Origin of the sequence: Chryseobacterium sp. 'Rf worker isolate 10', from assembly GCF_050753305.1 — a bacterium.
Lineage (GTDB): Bacteria > Bacteroidota > Bacteroidia > Flavobacteriales > Weeksellaceae > Chryseobacterium.
On the sequence record NZ_JBOZOF010000001.1, the window covers coordinates 527,248 to 552,720 of the forward strand.

The following is a 25,473-nucleotide window of genomic DNA, read 5'->3' on the forward strand; positions in this document are numbered from 1 at the left end:
TTTTTTGTTTATTAAATATTATTAAGGAAATCTGTAAACGATAGCATTGATATTCATTCCGGCACCTACCGAAGTCATCACAACGTTACCTTTTTCTTTAAACGATTGACCTGCCATTTTTCCTTTAATTATTAAATCATACATGGTAGGAATGGTTGCTACAGAAGTATTTCCAAGATCCTGAATAGTCATAGGAGAGATCGCGTGATCATATTCTTTCACATCATAAAGCCTGTGAAGTCTCTCAATCATAGCGTAATCCATTTTTGCGTTAGCCTGGTGAATTAAGATTTTATCTATATCTTCAATAGAAAGACCTGCATCTGTAATGGTGTCCTTGATAGCATCTGGTACATTTTTAAGAGCGTATTCATAAATCTTTCTTCCTAACATTCTTACATAAAGGCGCTTTTGATCTGCTTCTTTATTGATGGAAGGTTGATTTTCAAGGTAGTTTAATTCCGGTCCGTTATCACAGATCGTGTTGTGGGCAATAATTCCTACATTCTCTTCGTCTGTTGCTTTTACAACTACTGCTCCGGCACCGTCAGCAAAGATCATTCTGTTTCTGTCATATGGATCTGTTACTCTGCTTAAAGTTTCAGCGCCGATGACAAGAATGGTTTTGGCAACCTTAGCTTTAATTAAATTATCAGACAAAATCATAGCTTCTACCCATCCAGGACATCCGAAAACCATATCATACGTTACGCATTTTCTGTTTTTGATCCCCAGTTTATTCTTTACTCTAGCAGCCATTGTCGGCATAAAATCTGCATATCCGTTTTCGGTAACTTCCCCGAAATTGCTTGCATAGATAATATAATCTAATTCCTCGCCGTCTACTTTTGCATCCTCAAGGGCGATTTTTGCAGCTTCATAACCGATTTGTGAATTGGAAAGATCATCTTCAATGAATCTCCTGTTTTCGATTTCTGTAATTTCTACAAATTTCGCAATGGTCTCTTCCACAGGCTTTTCAATCTTTACTCCGTCTTCAGTATAGAACTCGGAATTCATGAAATAATCTCTACCAATAACTCTGTTCGGAATATAAGATCCAGAGCCAATAATGATCGTATTCGGCATTCGTTTATATGATTTTTTTAAAGATGCAAAGTTAATAATTAATATTAATAACGGAGAATTAAAAATATTATTAAATTTGCAAAAATTGTACTTTACAATCTATGAAAAACAACTCGTCCTTAAAAGGCTTACTTATTGCAGCTGTGGCGTTTATCGTTGCCTTTGGGATCTACTTCCTTTTTTTAGCCAAGAAGAATTATTATGTTGTAGATAATCCTACCCCGAATACGTATTATTTTAAGATCAATAACGGATCTGAAGGAATTATTTCTGCGGGGCAGTATGTGCATGTGGATTTGAATAAAGGGAAAAACTCTATTCAGGTTTTTGATCAGAACAAAAAAATGCTTTACGATTCAGCATTTGAAGTGAATAAACTTCGTGGCCTGATTAATATTACCCACCAGGATTACTATGTAAACGATCAGTATTACGGGTATAATCTTAAGAAAGATTCATTACTGTCTGCACTTGATAAGACCGTTATTGACGGAAAGGATTATTACGGAGGAGCGAAACGCTTCAATAAGCTTTACACAGAAGATTTTTACTACAATGTAGATGAAGATTATGACAAAGTGATCAAGAATATCCAGCAAGTGGAATCAAGATCTAAAATCTTCAGAAAGCAGGATTACCTAAATTATTATAAAGAATATTACAAGTTTTAAGTTTTGACAAAAGATATCACCAAAGTTACTCCCTACAATTCAGAGGCTACTAAAAAGAGCCAGGTAGAGGATATGTTCGACAATATTGCACCGAAGTATGACCTTCTGAACCATGTTTTATCCATGAAAATTGACGTTTTGTGGAGAAATAAACTGGTAAGATGGATGAAAATTGATAATCCGCAGGAAGTGCTGGATGTGGCTACAGGAACGGGAGATCTGGCAATTACTATTGAAAAAGGAACCGGTTCTAAAGTAGTTGGATTAGATTTATCACAACAAATGCTGAATGTTGGCGTTATTAAAATAAAAAAACTTAAATTAGACGGCAAAATTTCCATGCAAAAAGGGGATGCAGAAAATTTACCTTTCGAGGACAATAGATTTGATGCTGTTTCCGTTGCATTTGGAGTAAGGAATTTTGAAAACCTTACCAAAGGTTTAGCAGAGTTAAGAAGAGTAGTTAAAGATAACAAAAGTGTTTATATACTGGAGTTTTCAAAGGTTGAGGGTTTCATGGGGCCATTTTATATGTTTTATTTCAAAAATATATTGCCTGCCATTGGCAGATTGGTTTCTAAGGATAATAGGGCGTATACATACCTTCCGGATTCTGTAAATGCTTTTCCTTTCGGGGAGAAGATGAAGCAAATTCTTTTAGATACGGGATTTAAGAAAGTTGAATATAAAAAATTAAGTTTAGGTATAGCCACAATTTATAAAGCAACAAAGTAACCTATGAATAAATTTCTATTAAAAGCACTGGTTTTAACCTCAGTAAATGTTGCCGTCTTCGCAAACGCGCAATTCAGAACCCGAAACAGAATGGATAAGTTGGAAGATTTCGACGAACAGAAATTCAGTTGGGGGTTTTATTTGAACGGGAACAGACTGGATTACCGCATTGTTTTACATCCGAAGTACGGGATGAATGATAATGAAAACCTTGTCACATCCAAGGAAAGTTATAGTTTCGGTGCCGGGCTTATTGCAAAATGGAGACTGAATGACTATCTTGACGTAAGAATAGAACCAGGTTTACAGTTTGCACAAAGACAGTTGACTTTTAATACTCAATCCAATGACATTTATGCAGGCGGGTCTCTGACGAATCCTCCTTTTATGCCGTTCCCTTTACAGGAAAAGGATAGAGTAAGAGAAATTAAATCTACTTTGATTGATATTCCGGTACTTTTGGAACTTCACGGTCAAAGATGGTACAATTCAAGGCCTTACGTTGCAGCTGGGGTAAACTATGTTGTAAACCTTCAGTCTAATGCAACTTCTACAGATGATAACATGCAGGGAATCTACAGATCTACAACACACAATTTTGCATGGTCTGCAGAAATGGGAATTCAGTTCTATTTCAACAAGTTTAAACTGACTCCTGCCGTCAGAGGAACATTCTTCATGAACAATGAGAAAGTGGCGGATAACGCTACTACACCTCCTTACTGGGCTTCTGCAATTTCTACACTACAGACAAGAGCTGTAATGTTTGTTCTGAAATTTGAATAAAAAATATTTCATTGAAAAATAGACAGGAGGTGCATTAGCGCCTCCTTTTTTATTGTTATATCAAAATATAGAGTGTTTTATTTTTGTTAGTGTTATTATTTTTTTATTTTTGCTTTTAGTTAGAATATACAAACCTGAAATGCTTCAAGATTTAGAAAACAATTTTTCAGAATTAGAGAGAAAGATTTCGACTCTGCAAAAGAACTATAAAAATCTTACGGAAAATTTAAAAGAATTAAATATTGAGCATGAAGAGTTGAAGAAGAAGTATGATGAGGAAAGAAGAAAGAATCAGGTATTAGCAGAAGAACAAAAAAATATAAAACTTTATTCAGCAATATCAGGAAATCCTGAACACAATAGATTAATGAAAAACCATATCAACAGATTGGTAAAAGAAATTGATTTCTGTATTGCTCAGCTTCAAAACAGTGGATTATAATGGAGGTAAGGAGAATAACCGTCAACATTGCAGGAAGAGTATATCCGCTGAACGTACCGGCAGCAGAGGAAGAAACTTTGCGTAAAGTAGGGAAGCAGATCGAGAATATGATTAAAGATTTTGAACAGAACTTCGATGTAAGAGATAAACAGGATGCTTTGGCAATGTGTGCCCTGAAACTGGGAACCAATGCAGAAGTAGTTTCTCTGAACTACGAAAAAAATATTAATTCTACCAACGAAAGGTTAACGCAGATTAATCAGTCGTTGAATGAAATCGGGAAATAGATTTTTTTTTCCTGAAAAATTACTGCCTACAATAATTCTAACACATTAAAGGTAAACTCAACGCTAAACAATTACCGAACAAATGTCCATCGAATGGCGTGCCGGACTTCCGGATTACAGACAGTGGAAATCAGTTCAAATCGTGTTGATTAGGAGTTTACTCTCAATCTCTGGATTATTGTGGGCTTTTTTTTATTTAACAAAGGATATGAATACAATTAAAACTCAATATAAATTATGATAGAAGTTATAGTCGGTGTTGTTTGTTTAGTAATCGGGGCTTTAGTGGGAGCATTTTTCTCCAGAAGCTCTCTGAATACTAAGGCAAAATTCATCATAGATGATGCTAATAAAAACGCCGAAAACCTTATAGAAAAAGCTAATGTACAAGCTGAATCGATAAAGAAAGAAAAGAATCTTCAGGCAAAAGAAAAATTCCTGGAGCTGAAATCCCAGCATGACGCAGATATTCAGTCCCGTGAAAGGAAAATGCAGGAAGTTGAAAAGAGAACGAAAGACAAAGAGCATAAGCTTAATGATGAACTTAGCAAGACCGGAAAATTGGAAAAAGATCTGGACAAGCAGATTGCAGATTACGCTAAGAAGACCGAAATCCTTGAAAGAAAACAGCAGGAATTAGATACAGCTAACGCTAAGAAAGTAGAAATACTTGAAAAAATCTCTAATTATACAGCTGACGAAGCTAAAGCAGAATTGGTAGAAACCATGAGAGCAGAAGCAAAAACAAGAGCACAGGCACACGTTCAGAGCATCATGGAAGAAGCTCAGATGAATGCCAAAAACGAAGCGAGAAAAATCGTTATCCAAACGATTCAGAGAATCGGAACCGAGCAGGCTATCGAAAACTCAGTATCAGTTTTCAATATTGAATCTGACGAAGTAAAAGGTAGAATTATCGGTAGAGAAGGTAGAAATATCCGTGCTTTAGAAGCGGTAACAGGAGTAGAAATTATTGTTGACGATACTCCGGAAGCTATTCTTCTTTCATGTTTCGATCCGGTGAGAAGAGAGATCGCAAGATTATCACTTCACAGATTGGTAACAGACGGTAGAATTCACCCGGCAAGAATTGAAGAAGTTGTTGAAAAAACAAGAAAACAGATCGAAGAGGAAATCATTGAAGTAGGTAAGAGAACGATCATTGATTTAGGAATCCACGGATTACACCCTGAACTGATCAAAATCGTAGGTAGAATGAAATACCGTTCTTCTTACGGACAAAACTTACTACAGCACTCAAGAGAAGTAGCAAACATTGCTGCAACGATGGCTGCTGAGTTAGGATTAAACGTAAAATTAGCAAAAAGAGCAGGTCTTTTACACGATATCGGTAAAGTGCCTGAACAGGAATCAGAACTGCCGCACGCCCTTTTAGGAATGCAATGGGCTGAGAAATACGGTGAAAACCCTGAAGTGGTAAATGCCATTGGAGCTCACCACGACGAAATTGAAATGAAGTCATTATTATCTCCGATCATCCAGGTAGCCGATGCTATCTCAGGAGCAAGACCGGGAGCAAGAAGACAGGTATTGGAATCTTATATCCAGAGATTAAAAGATCTTGAATCTGCAGCATTAAGCTTTGATGGAGTATCAAGTGCTTATGCTATCCAGGCAGGTAGAGAACTGAGAGTAATGGTAGAGAGCGGAAAAGTAAATGATGAAGTAGCTTCTCAGCTTTCTTACGATATCTCTGAGAAAATTCAGAATGAACTGACCTATCCGGGACAGGTAAAAGTAACAGTAATCAGAGAAACGAGAGCTGTGAATATTGCCAGATAATAATCAGAAAAAGATATTTGATAAAAACCTTTCAAGAAATTGAAAGGTTTTTTATTTTTATCAAAACTTAAAAATGCAAGAACTGTCCCTGTCTTCAAAACTGAAGTACATTTTTTCTATTCCCGTTATTATTTCAGCCTTAGGCTATTTTGTAGATATTTATGACCTCCTTTTATTTGGAATTGTTAGAATACCCAGTTTAAAGGTATTGGGGCTTAATCCTGATGCAGATGGAACCTTTATTCTGAACTGTCAGATGGTAGGTCTTCTTATCGGAGGTGTTTTCTGGGGTATTTTTGGAGATAAAAAAGGAAGACTTTCCGTACTTTTTGGTTCTATTCTGGTATATTCCTTAGCCAATATTGCCTGTGGTTTTCTTTCTTATTTTCCAAAAGAGCATTTAATGTACCAATATGCCGGGCTAAGGTTTGTTGCTGGTATTGGGCTTGCCGGAGAGCTTGGAGCGGGAATTACGCTGGTTTCTGAAAGCCTGCCGAAGAGTTTGAGGGCAATTGGAACCTCAGTGGTTGCTGGTTTTGGATTAATGGGTGCTGTAGTGGCTCAGCTTACCGTAGAACTCGCTGGAGGTTGGAATATCTCTTACATCATCGGTGGAATAATGGGAATCTTACTCTTGCTGTTGAGAATAAGCGTATCCGAATCCGGAATTTATAAGAATATTGTGCACAAAAATGTCTCCAAGGGAAATTTTCTATCCTTTTTCACCAATAAAGACAGATTGATTAGATATTTAAAATGCATTGCAGTAGGTTTGCCTACATGGTACTGCATTGGGATTCTGGCTGTTTTGGCCAATCAGTTTGCTCCTGAATTTGGAATCAAAGAGATTACCCCCGGAAAAGCAATTATGTGGGCGTATGTAGGGATTTCTGTTGGTGATTTACTGAGCGGTTTTATTTCCCATGCCTTAAAATCACGGAAAATGGCGATCTTTTATATGCTGGTCTTTACCCTGATTGGAGTATCAATTATGCTGTTCGGTAATACCAATACGGAAACAAAATATTATCTGTTTTGCGTATGGCTTGGTTTCGGAACAGGATATTGGGCTATGTTTGTGACGCTGGCTGCAGAACAGTTCGGAACAAATATCAGAAATACAGCAACAACTACCGTTCCCAACATGGTAAGAGGGCTTGTGCCGGTGATGATTTTTGCTTTTGATTCTCTTAAAGGTCATTTCCCTGTAGTAGAAAGTGCGGCCATAGTAGGAGTGGTGGTATTCGGGCTTGCATTTTATTCCTCGCTTACTATTTCGGAAACGCATGACAGAGATCTTGAATTTACAGAGTAATTTAAATTGTTTAATAAATAATATACTGGTATTCCTTATTTTGAATATAATAATTAAGTTGTAATCAACAAATTATTAATTTTTTTAATTGTTTTTGTTGCGAGTATTTAATATTTGTTTAACTTTGGAAGGTAACTAAAACTATATTGTTTAATCAAACTAAACCACATGAACATTATGAAAAACGCTAAAAAACTGAGAAAACAAGACTTGAAAAATATTACAGGAGGAGTAAGCGGTAAGCCGGATTTATCTCTTTGCGGGTGCAGCTGCTCAGGTGCTGTGACAGGACCTGATTATTGCTCCATATATATGGGCTGTCTGCAGGTTTATACTTGCGGAGAGGTTTAAGAAATTATTTCAATTAGAAATAAACATTTCCACATTTAATATGCAGAACCCTTTTGATTTCAAAAGGGTTCTGCTCATTTTAATGAATAATGTAAAGAAGACTGCCAACACTTATGGTGACCCATAAAAGAATTGCCATAACCAAAGGTTTTAACCCAATTGATTTCAACGTCTGAATAGAAAGGGTAGAACCGATGAAGAATAAAGTCAGATTCAGTCCGGATTTTGCCAAAACAGTGATTGAAGTACTGAAACTCTCAAGAATAGGGAAATAAGTGTTCAATAGAATCGCAACAATAAAATAACCGATAAACCACGGAATCTTTATTTTAGAATCTTTACTTTTAAAAATAAACATGGTAATTAATGAAACAGGAATGATCCATAAAGCGCGGGCTAATTTCACCGTAGTTGCTATTTTCAACGCTTCATCTCCGTATTTACCGGCAGCACCAACAACAGAACTTGTATCATGAATTCCTACCGCACACCAAAGACCAAACTGCTCCTGAGACATATTCAAGAGATGTCCTATGGCGGGATAGATAAATAAAGCAATAGAATTTAGCGTAAAAACAATTGCCAATGCAAGAGAAATTTGTTTCGTACTTGGTTTAATAATAGGAGATACTGCTGCAATAGCGCTCCCACCACAAATAGCCGTTCCGGCAGACAGAAGATAAGATAAAGGTCTTTCCAGCTTAAAGACTTTTCCCAGAAAATACCCCAAGACCATTACTGTAACAATACTTACAACCGTCAACATTAACCCTGTTTTTCCGGCGTGAAGGGCTTCATCCAGTTTCAGCCCGAATCCGAGACCAACAATTGAAATTTGCAGCAACAGATGAATATAGTGATGAACATGCTTTTCGAAAGGATTTCCTATAAAAACAGCTAAAACAAATCCTAGAGTCAGGGCTATGGGTGAAGAAATAAGAGGTGTAAGGCAGAAAACTGCCAATACAATAAAAAAAACTTTCCGTGTCATTTCATTTTGAATGAAATCTTTCATAATGCGAACTTTTAAAATCTGCATCAAAATTCCGGAAAATAGTATAACAAAGTAAATCGTATTTTGTTATATCGGATAACTAAAAGTTATATATTTGCTTATTGCTTATTGCTTATTGCTTATTGCTTATTGCTTATTGCTTATTGCTTTTCATTCTGCAAATCTCAGAAAAAGCTTAATCAGTTCAGATTGGTCGCCTTTTGGCAGAATAAAATGGAAATCTCTTTCAATACTGAAGTTTTTAATATCAATAACGGTTAATATATTGTTTTTAAGTTCATTCAGAATGGTGCTGATAGAAAGAAATGCCATACATTCTGAGTGGAGAAGGTAATTTTTAATACTTTCGCTGCTTCCCAGCTGCATAACGGTAGTCAGATCATGGATACTGATTTCCTTTTCTTTAAGCCTGTTTTGAATAAACTCCAGCGTCCCGGAACCTTGTTCTCTGAAAATCAGATCCAATTGATAAAGATCTTTTAGATTTAATGTTTTATGAGCAAGAGGATGGTCTGATTTGGCTGCCAGAACAATTTCATCCGGCTTAAAAGTTTTATATTCAAAATAAGAAGACTGCGATTCTCCTTCAATAATGCCCAGATCAATCTTTTCTTCTTTTAAAAGGGTTGAAATGGTTTCCGTATTTCCCGTAAGAAGTTCAATCTTAATGTCTTTATAATAAGAATTGAATTTGGCTAAAATTTCAGGTAAAATGTATTGTGCAACAGTTGTACTTGCCCCGATAATCAGTTTTCCCTTATGCTGCTGATTGATCTGGCTGATCTCAAATTCCATGTCACGGTAGATATTTCTGATCTTCTCAGCATGTTCAAACAGAATTTTTCCGCTCTGAGTCAGTTGGATAGAAGTTCCTTTACGGTCAAATAACTTGGCTCCTACCTGGGTTTCAATCTCTTTGATGTGCTTGGTAACAGCGGGCTGGGAAATGTGAAGTTCCTCTGAAGCTTTAGTGAAGCTGAGTCGGGTAGCTACCGTATGGAAAACTTTTAATCTGTAATCGAACATGGGGTAAAATTACGAATTATAGTTGGAAATGGCGAAGAGGAGTAGGTGAGTTTGAGAGTTTAAAGTTCAGAGTTTAACGTTATGGGTAACCAGCAACTAAAATAACTTGCACCTCGTACCCCGTAACCTCTTATAAAAAATCGGAAATAGATCTGTCTTGTTGATTTTCATACCTCCTGTTCTTAGCTTCCCCGATTTTCTGTTTGGTATAAATACTGTTGTGACCGGAAAGGAGATAGGATACAACACAGGCAATAGCGACATATACCCCACATTCTGCCCCGAATAATTCAATTCCCATAAGCATACAGGCTAAAGGAGTATTGGTGGCTCCTGCAAATACTGCTACAAATCCCATTCCTGCCAATAATCCGAAAGGTAACGGAATAAAAAGAGATAAAGCACTGCCTAAAGTAGCTCCGATAAAGAACAAAGGAGTGACTTCGCCCCCTTTGAATCCTGCCGAAAGGGTAACAATGGTAAAGATCATTTTTAAAGCAAAATCATACAATGGAAGCTGTTTTTCAAAAGATTCTACGATCACAGGAACACCTAATCCGATGTAACGGGTCGTGCCCATCGCAAAAACAGCCACTGCAATAATGATTCCTCCCACAACAGGACGAAGCGGGGGATATTTGATTTTCGATTTGAAAACAGATCCCATCCAGTGAATGATTTTACTGAAAGCAGCAGTGCAGATTCCGAAAGCTATTCCTGCAAGAATGCTGTAGATAATCGGTAGAAACTCAAGTTTAGGAATGAAATCAATATGATAATGGATATGTTTTACATTCCAGAGGTTGGCAGCCCAGTCAGCCAGAATTGCAGAAGCAAATGCAGGAAAGATGGCATTATAACGAATTCTTCCAATCAGAAAAACCTCAAGACCAAAAACAGCTCCAGCCAACGGAGTTCCGAAAACAGAACCAAATCCGGCGGCAATAGCAGCAATAATCAATATTTTCCTTTCATTTCTGTCAAGCTTAAAAGGTCTGGTAAGCTGATCGGAGATAGCACCTGCCATTTGAAGAGCTGTTCCTTCACGGCCTGCAGAACCACCAAAGAAATGGGTTGCCATCGTTCCGATATAAACAAAAGGAGCCATCTTAAACGGAATGATTCCCTTCGGATCATGAATCGTATCAATCAACAGGTTGTTTCCTGCTTCCACGTCTTTCCCAAAGTAATAATAGAGAAGTCCTATAAGAAATCCTGCTGCGGGAAGCATTGCAATCAGCCAGAGATGATTTTCCCTGAAATTTGTTGCCCATTCCAACGATTGAAGAAATCCTGCAGAAGCTGTTCCTACTAAAGCCCCAATAATGATACTAATGCACAGCCATTTTAGAATATAGGGCAGAGCCGGAAACTTTCTGAAGAAAAAATGAGTATGAAAAACTGCTTTTTTAGCTAGTGTTCTTTGGCTTTTTGACATAATAATCCTGATTAGTTATTTGTTAATAATCTTTTAATCAGGCGTCATCAGCTTTTGTAAAGCGGTTGGGTAAGGAAGAACACCATTTCCTTTGATAGAACAAATATAAGAAGAAGAATCTGTTTTCAAAAAAATAAATAAAGAATCTTATACGGAACTTTAATTTGTTTTGTGCTATTTGTGAAGATATTTGTGGCTTTTGTGTTCAAATTTTATTCTTTATAATGAATAGCCTTATCAATCTCAAGCGGATTGTTGTATTTTCTTATGACTTCCTGCATGCTTTTAGTTTGAGTATTCAGCTCATCCACATTATGAATTTCTTTTCCATTGATATTAATTTTAAGATCATTGTTGGATTTGTTGAAATTGTTTCTTTCAAAAGCAAAAGGATCGTTGTAAAATTCCATGATCAGTTTATACTTCTGCTTTTCATTGATGGGAACGGCTTTATTTCCGAAATTAGATTCAAGAAAATCATTGGTAGGATAGATTTGTGTGAGTTCCTGACTTTTGATAAGATGATAAATGAAATTTTTCTTTGTATCAGACAGTTCAAAGATTAAACCGGGTAGCCCGCGGAGTTTAAACGGACCTTCATTAAAAGGAATATCTTTACAGAACCAGGCTGTCCAATTTCTTCCTCCAAATCGGGTAGTAGCCTTTTGTAACGTATAATTTTCTACTTTTTTGGTTTCATTGGAAATAATCCAGTTTATTTTATCTGTCGTTTTAAAAGAATAATATCCGTTTTTAACATTGATAAAGTTTTCATTATCAAAAGAATTGATTTTTCTTTTCACCACTTGCCCGGACATATCGGCATGGCTGGTATTCATCCCGAATTTTTTATTTAAAGAATCTGTTGTGATCAGGTTTCTTCCGTAAAATTTTACCTCTTTCGGGGTAATATCCAGTATCATATTCAATTTTTCATAAGTGGTCTCTGTAGAATCCATCTTATACTGCAGTTCATAAATAAACCGATGCGTCTGAGCCTGGCATAACGCCATCATAAGCAAAGCCATTAAAGTAAGAATACTTTTCATATAAGGTGATTAGTCATTTTTTTGTTAATGGTTACTCAAAACTTTAAACCTTGAACCTCGTAATCTCGAAACCCGCTCTTACAAAAACGGCTTCATCTCATCCTCAATCTGCGTTCTCAGTTCCATTAGGCGCTTAGCGTAAATTTCCTGCTGCTTTTCTTCCTCTGTTTCCGGGATCCATTTCGGTACAGGAAGTTTTTTACCATTTTCGTCTACCGCAACAAAAACAATAATACAGTGGGTTTTTTTCTCAAAGTTTGGCTGTTTCAGGTTTCTCGAAAAGACATTAATGGCGATATGCATGCTGGATGTTCCGGTAAAGATCACCTGAGCATCTACTTTTACCACTTCCCCGATTTTAATGGGATCATAAAAACGAATTCCACCCACATACACTGTGACAGAATAATTGCCACTCCAGGTTGTTGCGCAAGCATAACCGGCCTGGTCAATCCATTTCATCACACTTCCTCCATGTACATTTCCTCCGTAATTAACATCTGAAGGCTCCGAAATAAACTGAAAAGTAATAGGCTTGTTCTGCATCTTTATAAAATTTGAATAAAGTTATTTAATAATTTCCAAAGTTTTAGATTAAATCCTACTTTTGAAAGACGAAACTTTCAATGAAAGGGAATTTTAACCAATAACAGATTTAGAAACAGTAATGAAGAAAGTATTTTATCTCAACACCTGTGATACGTGCAGAAAAATTTTAGCCCAATTTGATCTTACAGACTGGGAACTTCGAGAAATCAAAAAAGAGCCGATTACGAAAGAAGAGCTGGCAGAAATGCATAAAAAAACAAAATCTTATGAAGCGTTATTCAGTAAAAAATCTACTCAGATTAAATTGAGGGGGTTGGATGTGAAATCTTTGACAGAGAAAGATTTTAAAGAATTACTGCTGGATCATTATACTTTCCTGAAAAGACCTGTATTTATTACAGATAAGGAGATTTTCGTAGGAAATGATAAGAAAAATGTTGAAGAACTACAGATGTTCTTTGGTGTAAATTAAGTAATAAGATTGTAAATAATCTATATATCCGGCTTAATAGTGTTTTTTCATTATTGAGCCGGATGTTTTATTTTATTATATGTTGTAAGTTGTTGATTCGTAGTATTTTTATTGTGATTTATAACTATATTTATAATCATCAAAATTAATAATATGAAAACAAACTTTTTAAAAACAAAGAATCTTAACAGATCAGCTTTAAAAAAAATTAATGGTGGAGGTACTATTCTTCCGGTTAATTGTAATAGATTATGTGGGGGTGCAGGCGGAGTGATTTCCAATACACCCGGAGTAGGCGATGTCTGCTCTCCTGATAGAAAAATATGCTGTATCTGTCTTTAAACAAAAAAGAGGCTGTGAAAATCACAGCCTCTTCTCTTTTTTACTATTTTTTCCAATTATACAAAAGGAGCTTTCACCACTTTTGCCGGAATATTTTTATTTCTTACCTGAATAAAGATTTCAGATCCTAATTTGAAATGAGGTTTGTCTACATACGCAAGACCTAAACCTACTTTCTTCATTGGAGACTGTGTTCCGGAAGTTACTTTTCCAATCACATTTCCTTCAGCATCTACTACAGGATAATCGTGTCTTGGAACTCCTTTATCAGTCAATTCGAAACCAACTAATTTTCTTGTAACTCCTTCTTCTTTCTGTTTTGCGAAAACGTCTTTAGAAACGAAGTCTTTATCAAATTTAGTAATCCATCCTAAACCAGCTTCAATAGGAGAAGTAGTATCATCGATATCATTTCCGTAAAGGCAGAATCCTTTTTCTAGTCTTAAAGTATCTCTGGCAGCCAATCCACAAGGAATAATTTCTTCATCTTTACCAGCTTCCATTACAGCATCCCAAAGTTTTTCAGCACTTTCGTTGTTGAAATAAATCTCAAAACCTCCGCTTCCTGTGTATCCTGTATTTGAAATGATCACATTATTTTCTCCGGCAACACTTCCTACAGTGAAATGGTAATAAGGAATTTCTGAAAGGTTTACTTCCGTAAGTTTTTGAAGGATTTCAGTAGCTTTTGGTCCTTGAATTGCCAATAATGACATTTCGTCAGAAGCGTTGGTCATTTTAGCCCCGAAAGTATTGTATTTTGAAATATGATTCCAGTCTTTGTCAATGTTAGAAGCATTTACTACTACAAAATATTTATCATCTTCCATTTTGTAAACGATAAGGTCATCTACAATTCCTCCATTTTCGTTAGGAAGACAAGAATACTGAGCTTTTCCGTTTTCAAGGGCATCTACATTATTCGTAGTGACAAACTGTAAAAGATCTTTTGAACCTGGTCCTTCGATGAAAAACTGTCCCATGTGGGAAACATCAAATAAACCTGCTTTTTCTCTTACTGCAAAATGTTCTTCTGTAACCCCTGAATATTGAACAGGCATTTCAAAACCTGCGAAAGGTACGATCTTCGCTCCCAAAGAAACATGTTTGTCGTACAAGGCTGTTTTCTTCATATTTAATTTTTATTTCTTTATTTTAAAACTGTTGAAAGTCTCATTGAATTGTGTCATATAATTTCCGTTCCAGAATTTCTGACCGCAGTTGATGGTAATCAGATATAGATCTTTATCTTTTTGGAATGCTTTGGTAATCCAAAACAATTTCCCTTTTTCATCAAAATATTCGTAAAAATATTCTGTATATCCCTTTTTGCTTCTGCTTTCTTTTACTTTATTTTCCGGATCAGTAGATTTATTAAGATCCAGAACAAATTTTTTCATTTGTTCTTTCGGAAGGTCCAGTCCGTGGTATTCGGAAATGGTAATGGCCCCAATTTCACTGGTAGGAAAGATATTCACAATCTCACTGTCATTGGTAGACTTCCAGCCTTCGGGAACATTAATGGAGTAGTTGGGGTTTTCGTATACTTTTGCTTTTTGGGCAAAAAACAGACCTCCTGTTATAAGAGCAGAAAAAAACAATACTTTTTTCATCATTAAAAATGGTGTTTATATTCTTCCAGGATGATTTTGAACCATTCCGTAAAGTTTTCAGGATGTTCAGCGATTTCTTTATCCAGATCTTGCGGAGTAATGAATCGTACTTCTTCCACTTCATCTTTATTCAAATTGAAATCTGCTTCATGATTTCCTACAAATACATGATCCAGCTCGTGTTCCCAAAGACCACCGCCTACATCTGCCTTGTAAATAAAATTGAATTTTTCTGAAAGTTCTGCTTCAATTCCCAACTCTTCCTTCAGTCTGCGTACCGCTCCTTCTTTATAAGTTTCCCCTTGTCTCGGGTGCGAGCATACTGCATTGGTCCATTGATTGGGAGAATGGTATTTTCCTGAAGCCCTTTTCTGAAGAAGCATTTCTCCTTTACTGTTGAACAGAAATACAGAAAAAGCACGGTGTAACAAGCCATTGATGTGAGCCTGTTGTTTTTCCATCAGTCCTAAAACTCCATCTTCAGTATTTACTAAAACGACAAATTCTTCCATTCCTACAAATGTAAGAGTAATAAATGTATTTTGGAAATTTTTAGATAAACATCATGCTTTTTATAATACCGTTAATGAGATGGAGGAAATAGCGAAGGCTTCAAAGCAAATTTGCAATTTTGTTAGTTGACTTTGTTTATATTGTCAGATTTATTTGTTTAAAGATAAAAAACAAAACGAAAAATTTTAACCAGATGTGATGAAATGATTAATAAAATATTAATATTATTCTTTAAATAATAGTTTTTATAGTAAAATATTAACATTAATAAAGATTGATAGGTCTGGTACCTGTAAAAACGCTAACTTTGTTTTTTAATATTTAGTAATGGAATTAGAATACATTGAACACATTAGTCCTATTCTAAAGGATGGAATAAAAAATTACTTAATAGATATCGACGGAACCATTACTGATGACGTTCCCAACGAAGAACCGGAAAGAATGGTTACCTGCGAACCATATCCTGATGCACTGGAAACCATTAATAAATGGTATGACGAAGGACATCAGATTTGCTTTTTTACTTCAAGAACCGAAAATCTAAAACAAATCACTATCGACTGGCTGGATAAGCATGGTTTCAAATACCACAGCGTGCTTTGCGGAAAACCGAGAGGAGGAAATTACCACTGGATAGACAACCACCTGGTAAGAGCTACAAGATATAAAGGAAGATTTACGGATTTGGTAGAAAAACAAGTGACCATTGAAGTATTCAAAGAAGACGGCGAATAAAAATATAATTCAAAGATTTAAAAATTAAATGTGAACCAGCTCTTTTAATTTTTAAATCTTTCATTTTTTAACATACTTGATATTTATGAAAGTTTTAGCAAATGACGGCCTGGATCAATCCGGAATAGATGCATTGACAGAAAAAGGCTTTGAAGTGATTACTACAAAAGTTCCGCAGGAGTTTTTGGTAGATTATATTAATGAGCACAAAATCCGCACCCTATTGGTGAGAAGTGCTACGCAGGTAAGAAAAGATATTATTGACGGCTGCCCATCCATCGACATTATTGGTAGAGGTGGTGTAGGTATGGATAATATTGATGTAGACTATGCAAGAGAAAAAGGGATTCATGTGATCAATACACCTTCAGCTTCTTCGGAATCTGTGGCTGAACTTGTTTTTGCTCATTTATTTTCCGGAGCAAGATTTCTTCAGGATTCCAACAGAAAAATGCCTTTGGTAGGAGATACTGAATTTGGAGGTCTTAAAAAAGCGTATGCTGCTGGTATTGAATTGAGAGGAAAGACCATTGGTATTGTAGGAATGGGAAGAATCGGTCAGGAAGTAGCAAGAATTGCTTTAGGACTTGGAATGAGAGTAGTAGCAGCTGATAATAATGTAGGAAAAGCAAGCATTAAAGTGAAGTTTTACAACAACCAGTTTATTAATGTTGATATCGAAACCGAGCCGTTGCAGGAAGTGCTGAAACATTCAGACTTCATTACGTTACACGTTCCTGCTCAGAAAGACGGTTATATGATAGGTCAGAATGAATTTGAAATGATGAAAGAAGGAGTAGCTATTGTCAACTGTTCCAGAGGAGGAGTAATTGATGAAGCTGCTTTAATCCAGGCTTTGGATTCTGGTAAAGTAAGATTTGCCGGATTAGATGTTTTCATTAATGAACCAACTCCATCTAAGGAAATTCTTAATCATTCTAAGATCTCTCTTACCCCTCACACAGGAGCCTCTACTCTTGAAGCTCAGGACAGAATCGGGCTTTCTCTGGCAGAGCAGATTTCAAGTATCTTACAGATTCAATAATTTGAAATGATATAATATAACAAAAGCACCTCCGCGGAGGTGCTTTTTATTTTTAAACTGTTATCAGATTATATATTCTTACTTTTTAATAAATCTCTGATCTCAGCCAGTAATTTTTGATCGTCTGTAGGTCCTGCAGGAGCTGGAGCTTCTTTTTTGTTGACTTTATTGGCAAATTTAATGATCCAGAAAAGAACCATAGCGATACAAAGGAAACTAATTACAGCTGAAATGAAGTTTCCATAGGCAACACCATTCCATGTAAGTTTGGCAATGTTTTCTGCACCGGCTGCTTTCAATGCAGGGTTGAGGATCAAAGGAGTGATTACATCTTCCACCAATGACGAAACAATTTTACCAAATGCTGCACCAATGATCACACCGACAGCCAGGTCGAGAACATTTCCTTTAAAGGCAAACTCTTTAAATTCTTTAACAAATCCCATAATTTATATTTTTTTTAATTAGTATATACACAAAAATATAATTTAAAAATGTAAAAAACACTACTTTTTATGGTTTTTTATTCCCAAAATATTGAATTTTATGAGGAATTTATAGAATTTGTTTTAATGAATATTTTAGCTTTTTACAGATACTTTATCTCATTAATGAAGTCTCTTTATTTTTATTATTGACGTGTCATCATAATGAAAAATCTTTTGTAATTTGCTTAAAAGTTTGATTTACCTATGAAAATTTTTACCACAGAACAGATACGCAGCTGGGATCAGTTTACGATTTCTCACGAGCCAATTTCTTCTATCCAGTTAATGGAAAGAGCTTCAATGGCAGTGGCACACTGGATTTCAGAACACTGTAAAAATCATAAAAAACTGGCAGTCTTTTGTGGTAACGGAAACAATGGAGGTGATGGTTTGGCGGTGGCAAGAATACTTTATCTGAAAGGGTTTGATGTAGATGTGTTTGTGAGTGATCCCAAACGAAAATTTTCGGAAGATGCCTCGGTAAATCTGAAAAGACTCCGGGATATGTCAGGAATATCGGTGAGGAAATTTGATCAGATTGAACAGTACAATTTTGATGATAAAACAATCATTATTGATGCTCTTTTTGGAACGGGGCTATCCAGACCACTGGAAGGAGAATACAAAATGCTCGTTGAGCAATTGAATACTAAAAAGAATAGTAAAATATCCATTGATGTTCCTTCGGGATTGTCTGCAGATGAAATATTTGATCAGAATACTGTCGTTCTGAAGACAGATTACACATTAACTTTCCAATGTTGGAAAAGAACTTTTCTTCATCCTGAAACCGGAAAATATACCGGAAAAGTAGAAGTGCTGGATATTGATTTAAGTAATGTCTATACTGATACAGCTGATACGAAATACTTTGTTATTGACGGAGATTTGATAGAATCTATATTCATACCCAGAAATGAATTTTCTCATAAAGGCACTTTTGGTAAGGCTGTCATCATAGGAGGGAGTTATGGAAAGATAGGGGCTGCAGTTCTGGCTACAAAATCTGCCCTAAAAACAGGAGCTGGTCTGACTTTTACACTGGCACCTGAATGTGGATACGAAATACTACAGACCTCATGTCCGGAAGCCATGTTTATAAAAGGAGGAGAGGAGTTGATCACAAATTTTGAGATTGATAATGACTTTACCTGTGGTATCGGGCCTGGGCTGGGAACGCATCCGGAAACCGAAAAAAGCCTCCTGGATTTTCTTAAAAACTATACAAAACCATTGATTCTGGATGCTGATGCATTGAATATCATTTCAAAAGATCCAAAGAATCTTAAATTGATACCCAAAGAATCTATCATTACTCCTCATCCGAAAGAATTTGAAAGGCTTTTCGGGAGTACAGAAAATTCTTTTAACAGGCTTGAGCTGGCAAGGAAAAAAGCCAAAGAACTGGATATTTATATGGTGCTTAAAGATCATCATACACAAGTTATTACTCCACAAGGAAAAGTATTCTATAATATAACCGGAAATGCAGGACTGGCGAAAGGAGGAAGCGGCGATATTCTCACCGGAATTCTGACCTCACTTCTGGCGCAGGGATATTCTCAGGAACAAACCTGTATTTTAGGCGTATGGCTTCATGGAAGAGCGGCTGATTTTACTTCAGAAAAACATTCAAAAGAATCTATGCTTCCCACGAATGTTATTGATGAATTCGGGCGTGTTTTTGAAGAACTGAACAGGAAAGCAGAGAGAAGTTTGTAACAAGAAAACTTAAAAAGGCTGAGAAGCCTGAGAGAACTTATATAATTAAAAGGCAAGTTTGTATTATCACAAACTTGCCTTTTTTATCTTAAAACCGGAGTTTTTCAATTTCCAGTTGTTTACTTAGCTTTTTCAATATATTCCGGTTTCTCATTTTCCTCTGGAGTGATCTTGAATTTCTTAGAAACAATCATGATAATAACTCCTGCAATCATAAAAGGAATAGAAAGAACCTGACCTGTGTTCAAACCACCTATCTGGATGAACTCATCTCCCTGTGGCTCTTTCAGGAACTCAACAAAGAATCTGATCGCCCAAAGAATAATAAAGAACAACCCGAATAACCAACCCTGCTGGTATTTTTTATCCGTTTTTCTATAGAGAATCCATAATAAAATGAATAGCAGAATATATCCTACAGCTTCAAACAGCTGGCTTGGATAACGAGGTACAGTAAGACCATATTCACTGCTTTGTTGTGGGAAAAGCAAGGCAAACGGAGAGTTGGGATCAGCTGGTTTACCAACGATTTCAGAGTTGAAAAAGTTTCCCATTCTTACAAATGCTCCTCCTAAAGCTACTACAATTCCTAATCTGTCATATACCCAGAAAGGATTTTTCTTGATGATTTTAAATGAATAATAAAGCGTGGTAAAGATCAAAGCGATGGTAGCACCATGGCTGGCCAATCCTGAAAACCCTGTGAATTTGAAGCCATTTTTTGTACTGATGGGTAAAAATACGCTCCAGAAATCCTCTTTGAATAATTCCGGCTGATAGAAAATAACATGCCCTAATCTTGCTCCCAGAATAGTCCCAATCAATGTCCATGTGAAAAGAGGTTCAAGATATCTCTGGTTGATATTATCAATTTTAAAGATTCTGGTCATTAAAACATATCCGAAACCAAATGCAAATACAAACATTAAACTGTAGAAATGAAGGGTAAAAGATCCGATATGAATCCCTTTTGAAGGATCCCATATTTTAAAGGAAGTTTTAAGTTCTACTTTGTCAGAATCTGTGATAGGTTTTGCCAATTTTACCGCATATTTGAAGGAGGTAACATTCTCAGGAGTAGCAGAAGCATCTATCAGTTTAAAATTTTTATCAAAAAACTGATACTTAGAATCCTTGAACCTTCCTAACGCCGAAGCTGCATAATTATAATAAGCTGGTTCAAGGCTGGATCCGTTAAGGATCACAACAAAAGAATAGCTCTTATTTGATTCTCTGTCTGGAAAAGCTGTCAGGTCTCCCATTTCTGTAGTAGAATAGATTTTTACCGGAACATTATTTCCGTTGACATCTAAAGTTCCGTCAGATAAACCTCCAGGGTATTCCTGTGCAAAAAAAAGCTGCGTTGTGAACGCAAACAGCACAAGATAAATTCTGAAAAAAATAGTATTCATTTTCTATTGATTTAATAGTTTGATTATTGACATTTATGTTTGGGTGGAACGGGATCATAACCGCTTCCTCCCCAGGGGTGACATCTTAAAATTCTTTTAAATCCCAGCCAGAAACCTTTAAAAATCCCATGAACGCGAAGTGATTCAATCATGTAATGGGAACAGGTAGGTTCATAACGGCAGTTTTTGGGAAGTAAGGGCGAGATAAACCATTGGTAGAATTTTATCAAAATTACCAGCGGAAATGTAATGATTTTATTGAATGTAAGTTTCAAAACAATGCAAAAATAGGCTAAAAAAATGAAAATTAGTTTAAATTTGTTATAAGTTTCGGTGATCAAAAATCCGGAACATTGATCTTAAAAATAGAATTACTTTGAATCAAAATATTCCATTAGCTGAAAAACTAAGACCCAAAACCCTGAATGATGTGTTGGGCCAGGAACATCTTACCGGCGACAAAGGAACGATCAGAAAAATGATCGAAAATAACAGCCTCAATTCTCTCATTCTTTGGGGGCCTCCGGGAACGGGGAAAACGACATTAGCGGAAATTATTTCAGAGCAGTCGGGAAGGAAGTTCTATAAACTTTCTGCCGTTTCTTCAGGAGTGAAAGATGTAAGGGATGTTATTGATGATGCTAAGAAACAGAATCTGTTTTCAGGAAAGTCACCCATTTTATTTATTGATGAGATTCACCGGTTCAACAAATCTCAGCAGGATTCACTGCTGCACGCTGTAGAAAAAGGCTGGATTGTTTTAATAGGAGCTACTACGGAAAATCCAAGTTTTGAAGTGGTTTCAGCCTTGCTTTCAAGAAGTCAGGTTTATATTTTAAAAGCTTTGAGCTATGAAAAACTGGAGGAATTAATTGATATTGCTTCCGAAAGATTTAATAAAGATGAAGAAACCAATTTTAAAATTCTTGAAAAAGAAGCTTTCATTCAATATTCCGGTGGTGATGCCAGGAAATTGATCAATTCTGTGGAATTGGTTTTAAATCAATATAAAAATTCCGGAACAACAGAAATCATTAATTCTGATGTACTTGAAGTTCTTCAGGAGACAATGGCTCTTTATGATAAAAACGGAGAACAGCATTATGATATTATCTCGGCTTTTATCAAATCAATGCGTGGCGGTGATCCTAACGGAGCGGTGTATTGGCTGGCGAGAATGATTGCCGGAGGAGAAGATATCAAATTTATTGCAAGGAGGATGCTTATTCTGGCTGCTGAAGACGTAGGTCTGGCGAATCCAAATGCTTTAGTGGTTGCTAACAATTGTTTTCAGGCAATTAATGTAATCGGAAATCCTGAAGCGAGGATTATATTAAGTGAAACAGCGGTATATCTTGCGGTTTCACCTAAAAGTAATTCTGCTTATATGGCGATCAATGAAGCTTTGGCTTTGGTGAAGCAAACGGGAAATCTGCCGGTGCCGCTTCATTTAAGAAATGCTCCTACAAAACTGATGAAAGATCTGGACTACGGAAAAGAATATAAGTATGCCCATTCTTATGAAGGGAACTTTGTAGAGCAGGACTTTCTTCCTGAGGAAATCAGAAGTGTAAAACTGTACGAGCCCGGTAATAACTCCACAGAAAAGAAGATTTACGAAGAGCTTAAGAAAAAGTGGAACAATAAATATTAGAATAAAAAGGATGCTGTTTTTCAGCATCCTTTTTTATATGATTCAAATTAAATTATTCGGTAGTATAAATAAACAATGTTTTCTTACCGTTGTAATCTTTTGTTTCTGCTCTTTTCTTTATTTCAGGATAAATCAGAGTGCTTGTATCCGTAAATTCATATCCTTCGATATATACAGGGTTATCTGCCGGGAGATTATATTGAGCATTCATATTGGATAGCGTCATTCTGTCAAATACGTTTTCTCCGTTTTTGAATTTATATTCAGTCACCCCTTTTATAAAAACAGAACTGTATTTTTTTAAACTTTGGGGAAGACTTGCCGGAGAATTGTATACTTTCGAAACCTGCAATACGCTCTTTCTCGCATTGAATAGATCTACTGTTCCAATAGCGTTGTCAGCAACTGCAAACTTCACAGCAGGATTTTTTTGCTGTGCAAATAAAGTAGCAGAAGACAGTATTAAAAAAGAATAGAGTAATTTTTTCATAATCAGAATATGTAACTGTTAAAAACGTGATAAATATAGTTATTTTTTATAAAATGTGAATAAAATCTTGAATTGTTTTACATTTTATTTAGAAATAAAAACTTTTAACCTGATTGTCAGTCTGTGCTTTCTTTTGTTTTGTCTTTTTTGTCAACCATATTTCTGATGATGTTTTTCAGACGCTGGAACGCAAAAGAGCTTAATAATAAGATGATTCCAAGCGCAATGAAGGCACTGATTCTTGAAATATTATCCATTTGCCATACATCGTAAGCGTAAAGTTTTAACACCATAAGGCCTATCAAAGCAAAGCCAATCTTGTTGTATTCCTGAATATCCTTTTTCAAGCCGGTATAAATAAAAATACTGGCAAGAATAGTCCATATAATAGGAAGATAAAGAATATTGAAATGTTCACTTGCTTCATAGGAATGAGGAATGTCATTTGAAACCATCAAAACATTGGAATGATGAAGTTCGCAGCTTATGCAAATGATAATTGCCAAAGACATGATCCAGTAAGAAATCTGGCGTTTATGAAACTCCGATGAAGGAACAATCCTGAAACATACATATATAAAAGGAATCCACTGAAGCAAATGCAGTAAATAAAAACTTACATGTAATCTCTTTGTTAAAATAGCTGGGACAATTGATGAAACAGAAGCCGATAAATTAAGGGTTGCCAGAATAAAAAGCAGATAGATAAGAGCCGTTTGGATGTTACTGCTGATATTTAATGTTTTTCTTAAAAGTAATAAGAAGAAAATATAATAAATGGTAAATAATAATCCTACACCAGTAATCGCTTCCCATGGCATATCTGAAATGTGGTAAATGATCTCAAGAAGAAAAGTAATATAAATAATACCATAACTTACTACCGTAATGAGATCTTCAAAAAAGTTTTTGGATTTTTCGTTTGATTCCTGTTTCGTATTTCTTAATAAATATAAATTAGCAATAATAGAAGTAATAGTAAAAGAGCTTGTGATAAACGGTGGATTGAATACAATATTAAAGTCGCTGTTTCCAAAATATTCTGTCCAGGTTACAGTCTGAGCGATCATGACCATTGGAAAAAGAATATAAAAGAAAATCCTGAAAATATTATGCCCGGTTTTTTTCCAGATGAAAAGAAGCAGCGTTGTTTCTATTGCCCAAATACTGGTGATGAGGTGGGTTTTGAATTGAATTGCTATAGCCGTTGTGATAAGGCTTGTAACCAGTCCCGCAAATACAGAATAAGGAATGCCGAAGTTTTTTTTCCCATATTCTCTAAAGAGCAGAATGGAATTTACAGCTGCAAAAATAAGAGGGAAGATGATCGGTGGTTCATAATTCAGTGTATCAAAAATATAAAGCAGTCCAAGAATGCTCGAGAAATTGGCTAAAGCAAGTATTAAAATATCAGATGTTGAAAGTATGTTTTTCCTGAAATATTCATGCAGAGCAAAAATGTAGAAAATCACATAGCTGATAAGGTAAAAAGTAATGCTTAAAAGTTCAGTACTCTCACTTGTCCAGTAAAAAAGATAGGCTGTTGTAAAAATATAAGCGGTCCATCCCACACTTTTCCAGTGTTGAAGAAAAGAAGCAGTCAGCATTCCTATATTTAAAAGAGTAAGATAAATAAAAAGGAAGGGATAATTGCTTTGTCCTGTACTGATCATCAATGGAGCAGCGAAGCCGCCTATTAATGAAAAAATAATTAAGACTTCACTTTTATAATAATAGGATAGGATGATAGAGGCTGCTGTGATAAGGACAGTGATAAAAAATGCGGTATTCTGTGTAAAAAGATGATATTCCCGGAAAGCTATGGTGGCAGTAAAATACAAAACGGCAATTCCGCCTCCCGTTATGATAGAAGCAAATGCAGTATAATTTTTTCTGAGAAAATGCCCGGTAATGATAATTCCTGCTCCCGTACAAAAACCAATAGCCGCCCTTGCTGTTTCTCCGATCCAGTTTTTATCAATAGCATATTTTACAAAATACCCGATTCCGAGAACAAGGGTAAAAATACCAATAATGGTCAGTGCATTCTGTTTTAAAAAATCAAAAACAGGAGTGAGCCAGTCTTTTTGCTCTGGTGTTGGTATTTCTTTGGCTCCTTCACCCTGTTTTACATCTTCATGATAGATCTGATGAGGTTGTATTTGCTGTGCAACAATAGTTTCTTCTGTGGAAGTTTTTTTATGGATCACTTCAGATGGAGCCTGGGTCTTATTTATTTTATAATTAAGATCAGTGATTTCCTTTTCAAGTTTTCTGATTTTAGTATTCAGATTGTTGAAAATAATGAAGATTATGATAAGGATGATGACAGCAACAAATTCATTCATTTCATTAGTTTTTATCAAATATAAAGAAATGTTTGAAAAGCTATTTAAAAAATTAACCCATCACAGTATAAGCGATGGGT

At 35.8% G+C, this 25,473-nt stretch carries 28 protein-coding genes and 1 riboswitch; of the genes, 14 read left to right on the forward strand and 14 right to left on the reverse strand.

The window, feature by feature from the left end; genetic code table 11:
- Positions 1–21: 21 nt before the first annotated feature.
- The gene (locus LKL37_RS02305; RefSeq protein ID WP_431608974.1) at positions 22–1,089 is read right to left on the reverse strand and encodes a 3-oxoacyl-ACP synthase III family protein; all 1,068 of its coding nucleotides are present in this window, start codon (positions 1,087–1,089) and stop codon (positions 22–24) included.
- A gap of 101 nt (positions 1,090–1,190) precedes the next feature.
- Between LKL37_RS02305 and LKL37_RS02310 the strand changes: the two genes are divergently transcribed.
- From LKL37_RS02310 to LKL37_RS02345, 8 genes are all read left to right on the forward strand, one after another.
- Positions 1,191–1,760 carry a hypothetical protein gene (locus LKL37_RS02310; RefSeq protein WP_105701516.1) on the forward strand — a complete coding sequence of 190 codons (570 nt, stop codon included), beginning with the start codon at positions 1,191–1,193 and terminating at the stop codon, positions 1,758–1,760.
- Positions 1,761–1,763: 3 nt separating this feature from the next.
- Positions 1,764–2,495, forward strand: a complete 732-nt coding sequence (gene ubiE, locus LKL37_RS02315; protein WP_431608975.1) for a bifunctional demethylmenaquinone methyltransferase/2-methoxy-6-polyprenyl-1,4-benzoquinol methylase UbiE — start codon at positions 1,764–1,766, stop codon at positions 2,493–2,495.
- A 3-nt stretch (positions 2,496–2,498) separates the two neighbouring features.
- Positions 2,499–3,281, forward strand: a complete 783-nt coding sequence (locus LKL37_RS02320; RefSeq protein WP_089695600.1) for a porin family protein — start codon at positions 2,499–2,501, stop codon at positions 3,279–3,281.
- A gap of 139 nt (positions 3,282–3,420) precedes the next feature.
- Positions 3,421–3,723, forward strand: a complete 303-nt coding sequence (locus LKL37_RS02325) for a hypothetical protein (RefSeq protein WP_047376863.1) — start codon at positions 3,421–3,423, stop codon at positions 3,721–3,723.
- Complete coding sequence (locus tag LKL37_RS02330; protein WP_034695967.1) at positions 3,723–4,010, forward strand: cell division protein ZapA; 288 nt, start codon at positions 3,723–3,725, stop codon at positions 4,008–4,010. The genes LKL37_RS02325 and LKL37_RS02330 overlap by 1 nt, the downstream gene beginning before the upstream one ends.
- A 237-nt stretch (positions 4,011–4,247) precedes the next feature.
- Entirely contained in the window at positions 4,248–5,813 is a 1,566-nt protein-coding gene (gene rny, locus LKL37_RS02335) for a ribonuclease Y (protein WP_431608977.1), read from the forward strand.
- A gap of 73 nt (positions 5,814–5,886) precedes the next feature.
- Positions 5,887–7,128 (forward strand): MFS transporter, encoded by a 1,242-nt coding sequence (locus LKL37_RS02340; RefSeq protein WP_431608978.1) that lies wholly within the window; start codon positions 5,887–5,889, stop codon positions 7,126–7,128.
- 177 nt (positions 7,129–7,305) lie between these two features.
- On the forward strand, positions 7,306–7,479 hold the full coding sequence (locus LKL37_RS02345; RefSeq protein WP_431608980.1) for a hypothetical protein: 174 nt from the start codon (positions 7,306–7,308) through the stop codon (positions 7,477–7,479).
- A 79-nt stretch (positions 7,480–7,558) separates the two neighbouring features.
- Here the strand turns inward: LKL37_RS02345 and LKL37_RS02350 are convergent, their stop codons facing one another.
- From LKL37_RS02350 to LKL37_RS02370, 5 genes are all read right to left on the reverse strand, one after another.
- Entirely contained in the window at positions 7,559–8,494 is a 936-nt protein-coding gene (locus LKL37_RS02350; protein WP_431608981.1) for a YeiH family protein, read from the reverse strand.
- A 150-nt stretch (positions 8,495–8,644) separates the two neighbouring features.
- Positions 8,645–9,520, reverse strand: coding sequence for a LysR family transcriptional regulator (locus LKL37_RS02355; RefSeq protein ID WP_431608983.1), 876 nt, complete (start codon positions 9,518–9,520; stop codon positions 8,645–8,647).
- Between the two features lie 130 nt (positions 9,521–9,650).
- Positions 9,651–10,958: a voltage-gated chloride channel family protein gene (locus tag LKL37_RS02360; protein WP_431608984.1), complete on the reverse strand. Its 1,308-nt coding sequence runs from the start codon at positions 10,956–10,958 to the stop codon at positions 9,651–9,653.
- 31 nt (positions 10,959–10,989) lie between these two features.
- Positions 10,990–11,057: riboswitch (Fluoride riboswitch) on the reverse strand.
- A 113-nt stretch (positions 11,058–11,170) separates the two neighbouring features.
- Positions 11,171–12,007, reverse strand: a complete 837-nt coding sequence (locus tag LKL37_RS02365) for a GLPGLI family protein (RefSeq protein WP_431608985.1) — start codon at positions 12,005–12,007, stop codon at positions 11,171–11,173.
- Between the two features lie 78 nt (positions 12,008–12,085).
- On the reverse strand, positions 12,086–12,553 hold the full coding sequence (locus tag LKL37_RS02370; protein ID WP_105701524.1) for an acyl-CoA thioesterase: 468 nt from the start codon (positions 12,551–12,553) through the stop codon (positions 12,086–12,088).
- Positions 12,554–12,674: 121 nt separating this feature from the next.
- On the opposite strand from LKL37_RS02370, the gene LKL37_RS02375 reads away from it, so the two are divergent.
- The gene (locus LKL37_RS02375; RefSeq protein WP_431608986.1) at positions 12,675–13,028 is read left to right on the forward strand and encodes an arsenate reductase family protein; all 354 of its coding nucleotides are present in this window, start codon (positions 12,675–12,677) and stop codon (positions 13,026–13,028) included.
- A gap of 153 nt (positions 13,029–13,181) precedes the next feature.
- A complete protein-coding gene (locus tag LKL37_RS02380) occupies positions 13,182–13,370 on the forward strand; it encodes a hypothetical protein (RefSeq protein WP_431608987.1) in 189 nt (62 codons plus the stop codon).
- A gap of 56 nt (positions 13,371–13,426) precedes the next feature.
- On the opposite strand, the gene gcvT is transcribed toward LKL37_RS02380, so the two are convergent.
- From gcvT to idi, 3 genes are read right to left on the reverse strand one after another with little or no spacing between them, the layout of a single operon-like run.
- Positions 13,427–14,503, reverse strand: coding sequence for a glycine cleavage system aminomethyltransferase GcvT (gcvT, locus tag LKL37_RS02385; protein ID WP_431608988.1), 1,077 nt, complete (start codon positions 14,501–14,503; stop codon positions 13,427–13,429).
- Positions 14,504–14,512: 9 nt separating this feature from the next.
- Entirely contained in the window at positions 14,513–14,986 is a 474-nt protein-coding gene (locus LKL37_RS02390; RefSeq protein WP_431608989.1) for a hypothetical protein, read from the reverse strand.
- Positions 14,986–15,495, reverse strand: coding sequence for an isopentenyl-diphosphate Delta-isomerase (idi, locus tag LKL37_RS02395; RefSeq protein ID WP_431608990.1), 510 nt, complete (start codon positions 15,493–15,495; stop codon positions 14,986–14,988). The genes LKL37_RS02390 and idi overlap by 1 nt, the downstream gene beginning before the upstream one ends.
- Before the next feature lie 328 nt (positions 15,496–15,823).
- Here idi and LKL37_RS02400 point away from each other — a divergent pair, with 328 nt between their 5' ends.
- Positions 15,824–16,234, forward strand: coding sequence for an LNS2 domain-containing protein (locus LKL37_RS02400; RefSeq protein WP_089695560.1), 411 nt, complete (start codon positions 15,824–15,826; stop codon positions 16,232–16,234).
- A gap of 85 nt (positions 16,235–16,319) precedes the next feature.
- On the forward strand, positions 16,320–17,279 hold the full coding sequence (locus LKL37_RS02405) for a D-2-hydroxyacid dehydrogenase (RefSeq protein WP_431608991.1): 960 nt from the start codon (positions 16,320–16,322) through the stop codon (positions 17,277–17,279).
- 68 nt (positions 17,280–17,347) lie between these two features.
- Here LKL37_RS02405 and mscL read toward each other — a convergent pair whose 3' ends face one another.
- The gene (mscL, locus tag LKL37_RS02410) at positions 17,348–17,725 is read right to left on the reverse strand and encodes a large conductance mechanosensitive channel protein MscL (RefSeq protein ID WP_431608992.1); all 378 of its coding nucleotides are present in this window, start codon (positions 17,723–17,725) and stop codon (positions 17,348–17,350) included.
- 246 nt (positions 17,726–17,971) lie between these two features.
- Between mscL and LKL37_RS02415 the strand changes: the two genes are divergently transcribed.
- Positions 17,972–19,489, forward strand: coding sequence for an NAD(P)H-hydrate dehydratase (locus LKL37_RS02415; RefSeq protein WP_431608993.1), 1,518 nt, complete (start codon positions 17,972–17,974; stop codon positions 19,487–19,489).
- A gap of 119 nt (positions 19,490–19,608) precedes the next feature.
- On the opposite strand, the gene lgt is transcribed toward LKL37_RS02415, so the two are convergent.
- Together lgt and yidD are read right to left on the reverse strand one after the other, a co-directional pair.
- Positions 19,609–20,475, reverse strand: coding sequence for a prolipoprotein diacylglyceryl transferase (lgt, locus tag LKL37_RS02420; protein ID WP_431610428.1), 867 nt, complete (start codon positions 20,473–20,475; stop codon positions 19,609–19,611).
- Between the two features lie 449 nt (positions 20,476–20,924).
- Positions 20,925–21,176, reverse strand: coding sequence for a membrane protein insertion efficiency factor YidD (gene yidD / locus LKL37_RS02425; RefSeq protein WP_047423501.1), 252 nt, complete (start codon positions 21,174–21,176; stop codon positions 20,925–20,927).
- 101 nt (positions 21,177–21,277) lie between these two features.
- On the opposite strand from yidD, the gene LKL37_RS02430 reads away from it, so the two are divergent.
- On the forward strand, positions 21,278–22,555 hold the full coding sequence (locus LKL37_RS02430; RefSeq protein WP_431608995.1) for a replication-associated recombination protein A: 1,278 nt from the start codon (positions 21,278–21,280) through the stop codon (positions 22,553–22,555).
- Positions 22,556–22,607: 52 nt separating this feature from the next.
- Here LKL37_RS02430 and LKL37_RS02435 read toward each other — a convergent pair whose 3' ends face one another.
- Entirely contained in the window at positions 22,608–23,045 is a 438-nt protein-coding gene (locus tag LKL37_RS02435; RefSeq protein WP_431608997.1) for a hypothetical protein, read from the reverse strand.
- Between the two features lie 116 nt (positions 23,046–23,161).
- Positions 23,162–25,393, reverse strand: a complete 2,232-nt coding sequence (locus tag LKL37_RS02440; RefSeq protein WP_431608998.1) for a DUF2339 domain-containing protein — start codon at positions 25,391–25,393, stop codon at positions 23,162–23,164.
- Between the last annotated feature and the right edge of the window lie 80 nt (positions 25,394–25,473).

Excerpts from the sequence above, each read along its gene's own strand:
- LKL37_RS02390 (WP_431608989.1), bottom strand. The coding sequence starts at position 14,986 with ATGATGAAAAAAGTATTGTTTTTTTCTGCTCTTATAACAGGAGGTCTG.
- LKL37_RS02310 (WP_105701516.1), top strand. The coding sequence starts at position 1,191 with ATGAAAAACAACTCGTCCTTAAAAGGCTTACTTATTGCAGCTGTGGCG.
- LKL37_RS02355 (WP_431608983.1), bottom strand. The coding sequence starts at position 9,520 with ATGTTCGATTACAGATTAAAAGTTTTCCATACGGTAGCTACCCGACTC.
- LKL37_RS02330 (WP_034695967.1), top strand. The coding sequence starts at position 3,723 with ATGGAGGTAAGGAGAATAACCGTCAACATTGCAGGAAGAGTATATCCG.
- LKL37_RS02435 (WP_431608997.1), bottom strand. The coding sequence starts at position 23,045 with ATGAAAAAATTACTCTATTCTTTTTTAATACTGTCTTCTGCTACTTTA.
- LKL37_RS02320 (WP_089695600.1), top strand. The coding sequence starts at position 2,499 with ATGAATAAATTTCTATTAAAAGCACTGGTTTTAACCTCAGTAAATGTT.
- LKL37_RS02440 (WP_431608998.1), bottom strand. The coding sequence starts at position 25,393 with ATGAATGAATTTGTTGCTGTCATCATCCTTATCATAATCTTCATTATT.
- idi (WP_431608990.1), bottom strand. The coding sequence starts at position 15,495 with ATGGAAGAATTTGTCGTTTTAGTAAATACTGAAGATGGAGTTTTAGGA.
- LKL37_RS02415 (WP_431608993.1), top strand. The coding sequence starts at position 17,972 with ATGAAAATTTTTACCACAGAACAGATACGCAGCTGGGATCAGTTTACG.
- LKL37_RS02370 (WP_105701524.1), bottom strand. The coding sequence starts at position 12,553 with ATGCAGAACAAGCCTATTACTTTTCAGTTTATTTCGGAGCCTTCAGAT.
- LKL37_RS02380 (WP_431608987.1), top strand. The coding sequence starts at position 13,182 with ATGAAAACAAACTTTTTAAAAACAAAGAATCTTAACAGATCAGCTTTA.
- LKL37_RS02350 (WP_431608981.1), bottom strand. The coding sequence starts at position 8,494 with ATGAAAGATTTCATTCAAAATGAAATGACACGGAAAGTTTTTTTTATT.
- LKL37_RS02340 (WP_431608978.1), top strand. The coding sequence starts at position 5,887 with ATGCAAGAACTGTCCCTGTCTTCAAAACTGAAGTACATTTTTTCTATT.
- LKL37_RS02365 (WP_431608985.1), bottom strand. The coding sequence starts at position 12,007 with ATGAAAAGTATTCTTACTTTAATGGCTTTGCTTATGATGGCGTTATGC.
- rny (WP_431608977.1), top strand. The coding sequence starts at position 4,248 with ATGATAGAAGTTATAGTCGGTGTTGTTTGTTTAGTAATCGGGGCTTTA.
- LKL37_RS02405 (WP_431608991.1), top strand. The coding sequence starts at position 16,320 with ATGAAAGTTTTAGCAAATGACGGCCTGGATCAATCCGGAATAGATGCA.
- LKL37_RS02305 (WP_431608974.1), bottom strand. The coding sequence starts at position 1,089 with ATGCCGAATACGATCATTATTGGCTCTGGATCTTATATTCCGAACAGA.
- gcvT (WP_431608988.1), bottom strand. The coding sequence starts at position 14,503 with ATGAAGAAAACAGCCTTGTACGACAAACATGTTTCTTTGGGAGCGAAG.
- LKL37_RS02345 (WP_431608980.1), top strand. The coding sequence starts at position 7,306 with ATGAAAAACGCTAAAAAACTGAGAAAACAAGACTTGAAAAATATTACA.
- LKL37_RS02375 (WP_431608986.1), top strand. The coding sequence starts at position 12,675 with ATGAAGAAAGTATTTTATCTCAACACCTGTGATACGTGCAGAAAAATT.
- LKL37_RS02360 (WP_431608984.1), bottom strand. The coding sequence starts at position 10,958 with ATGTCAAAAAGCCAAAGAACACTAGCTAAAAAAGCAGTTTTTCATACT.
- mscL (WP_431608992.1), bottom strand. The coding sequence starts at position 17,725 with ATGGGATTTGTTAAAGAATTTAAAGAGTTTGCCTTTAAAGGAAATGTT.
- LKL37_RS02400 (WP_089695560.1), top strand. The coding sequence starts at position 15,824 with ATGGAATTAGAATACATTGAACACATTAGTCCTATTCTAAAGGATGGA.
- LKL37_RS02325 (WP_047376863.1), top strand. The coding sequence starts at position 3,421 with ATGCTTCAAGATTTAGAAAACAATTTTTCAGAATTAGAGAGAAAGATT.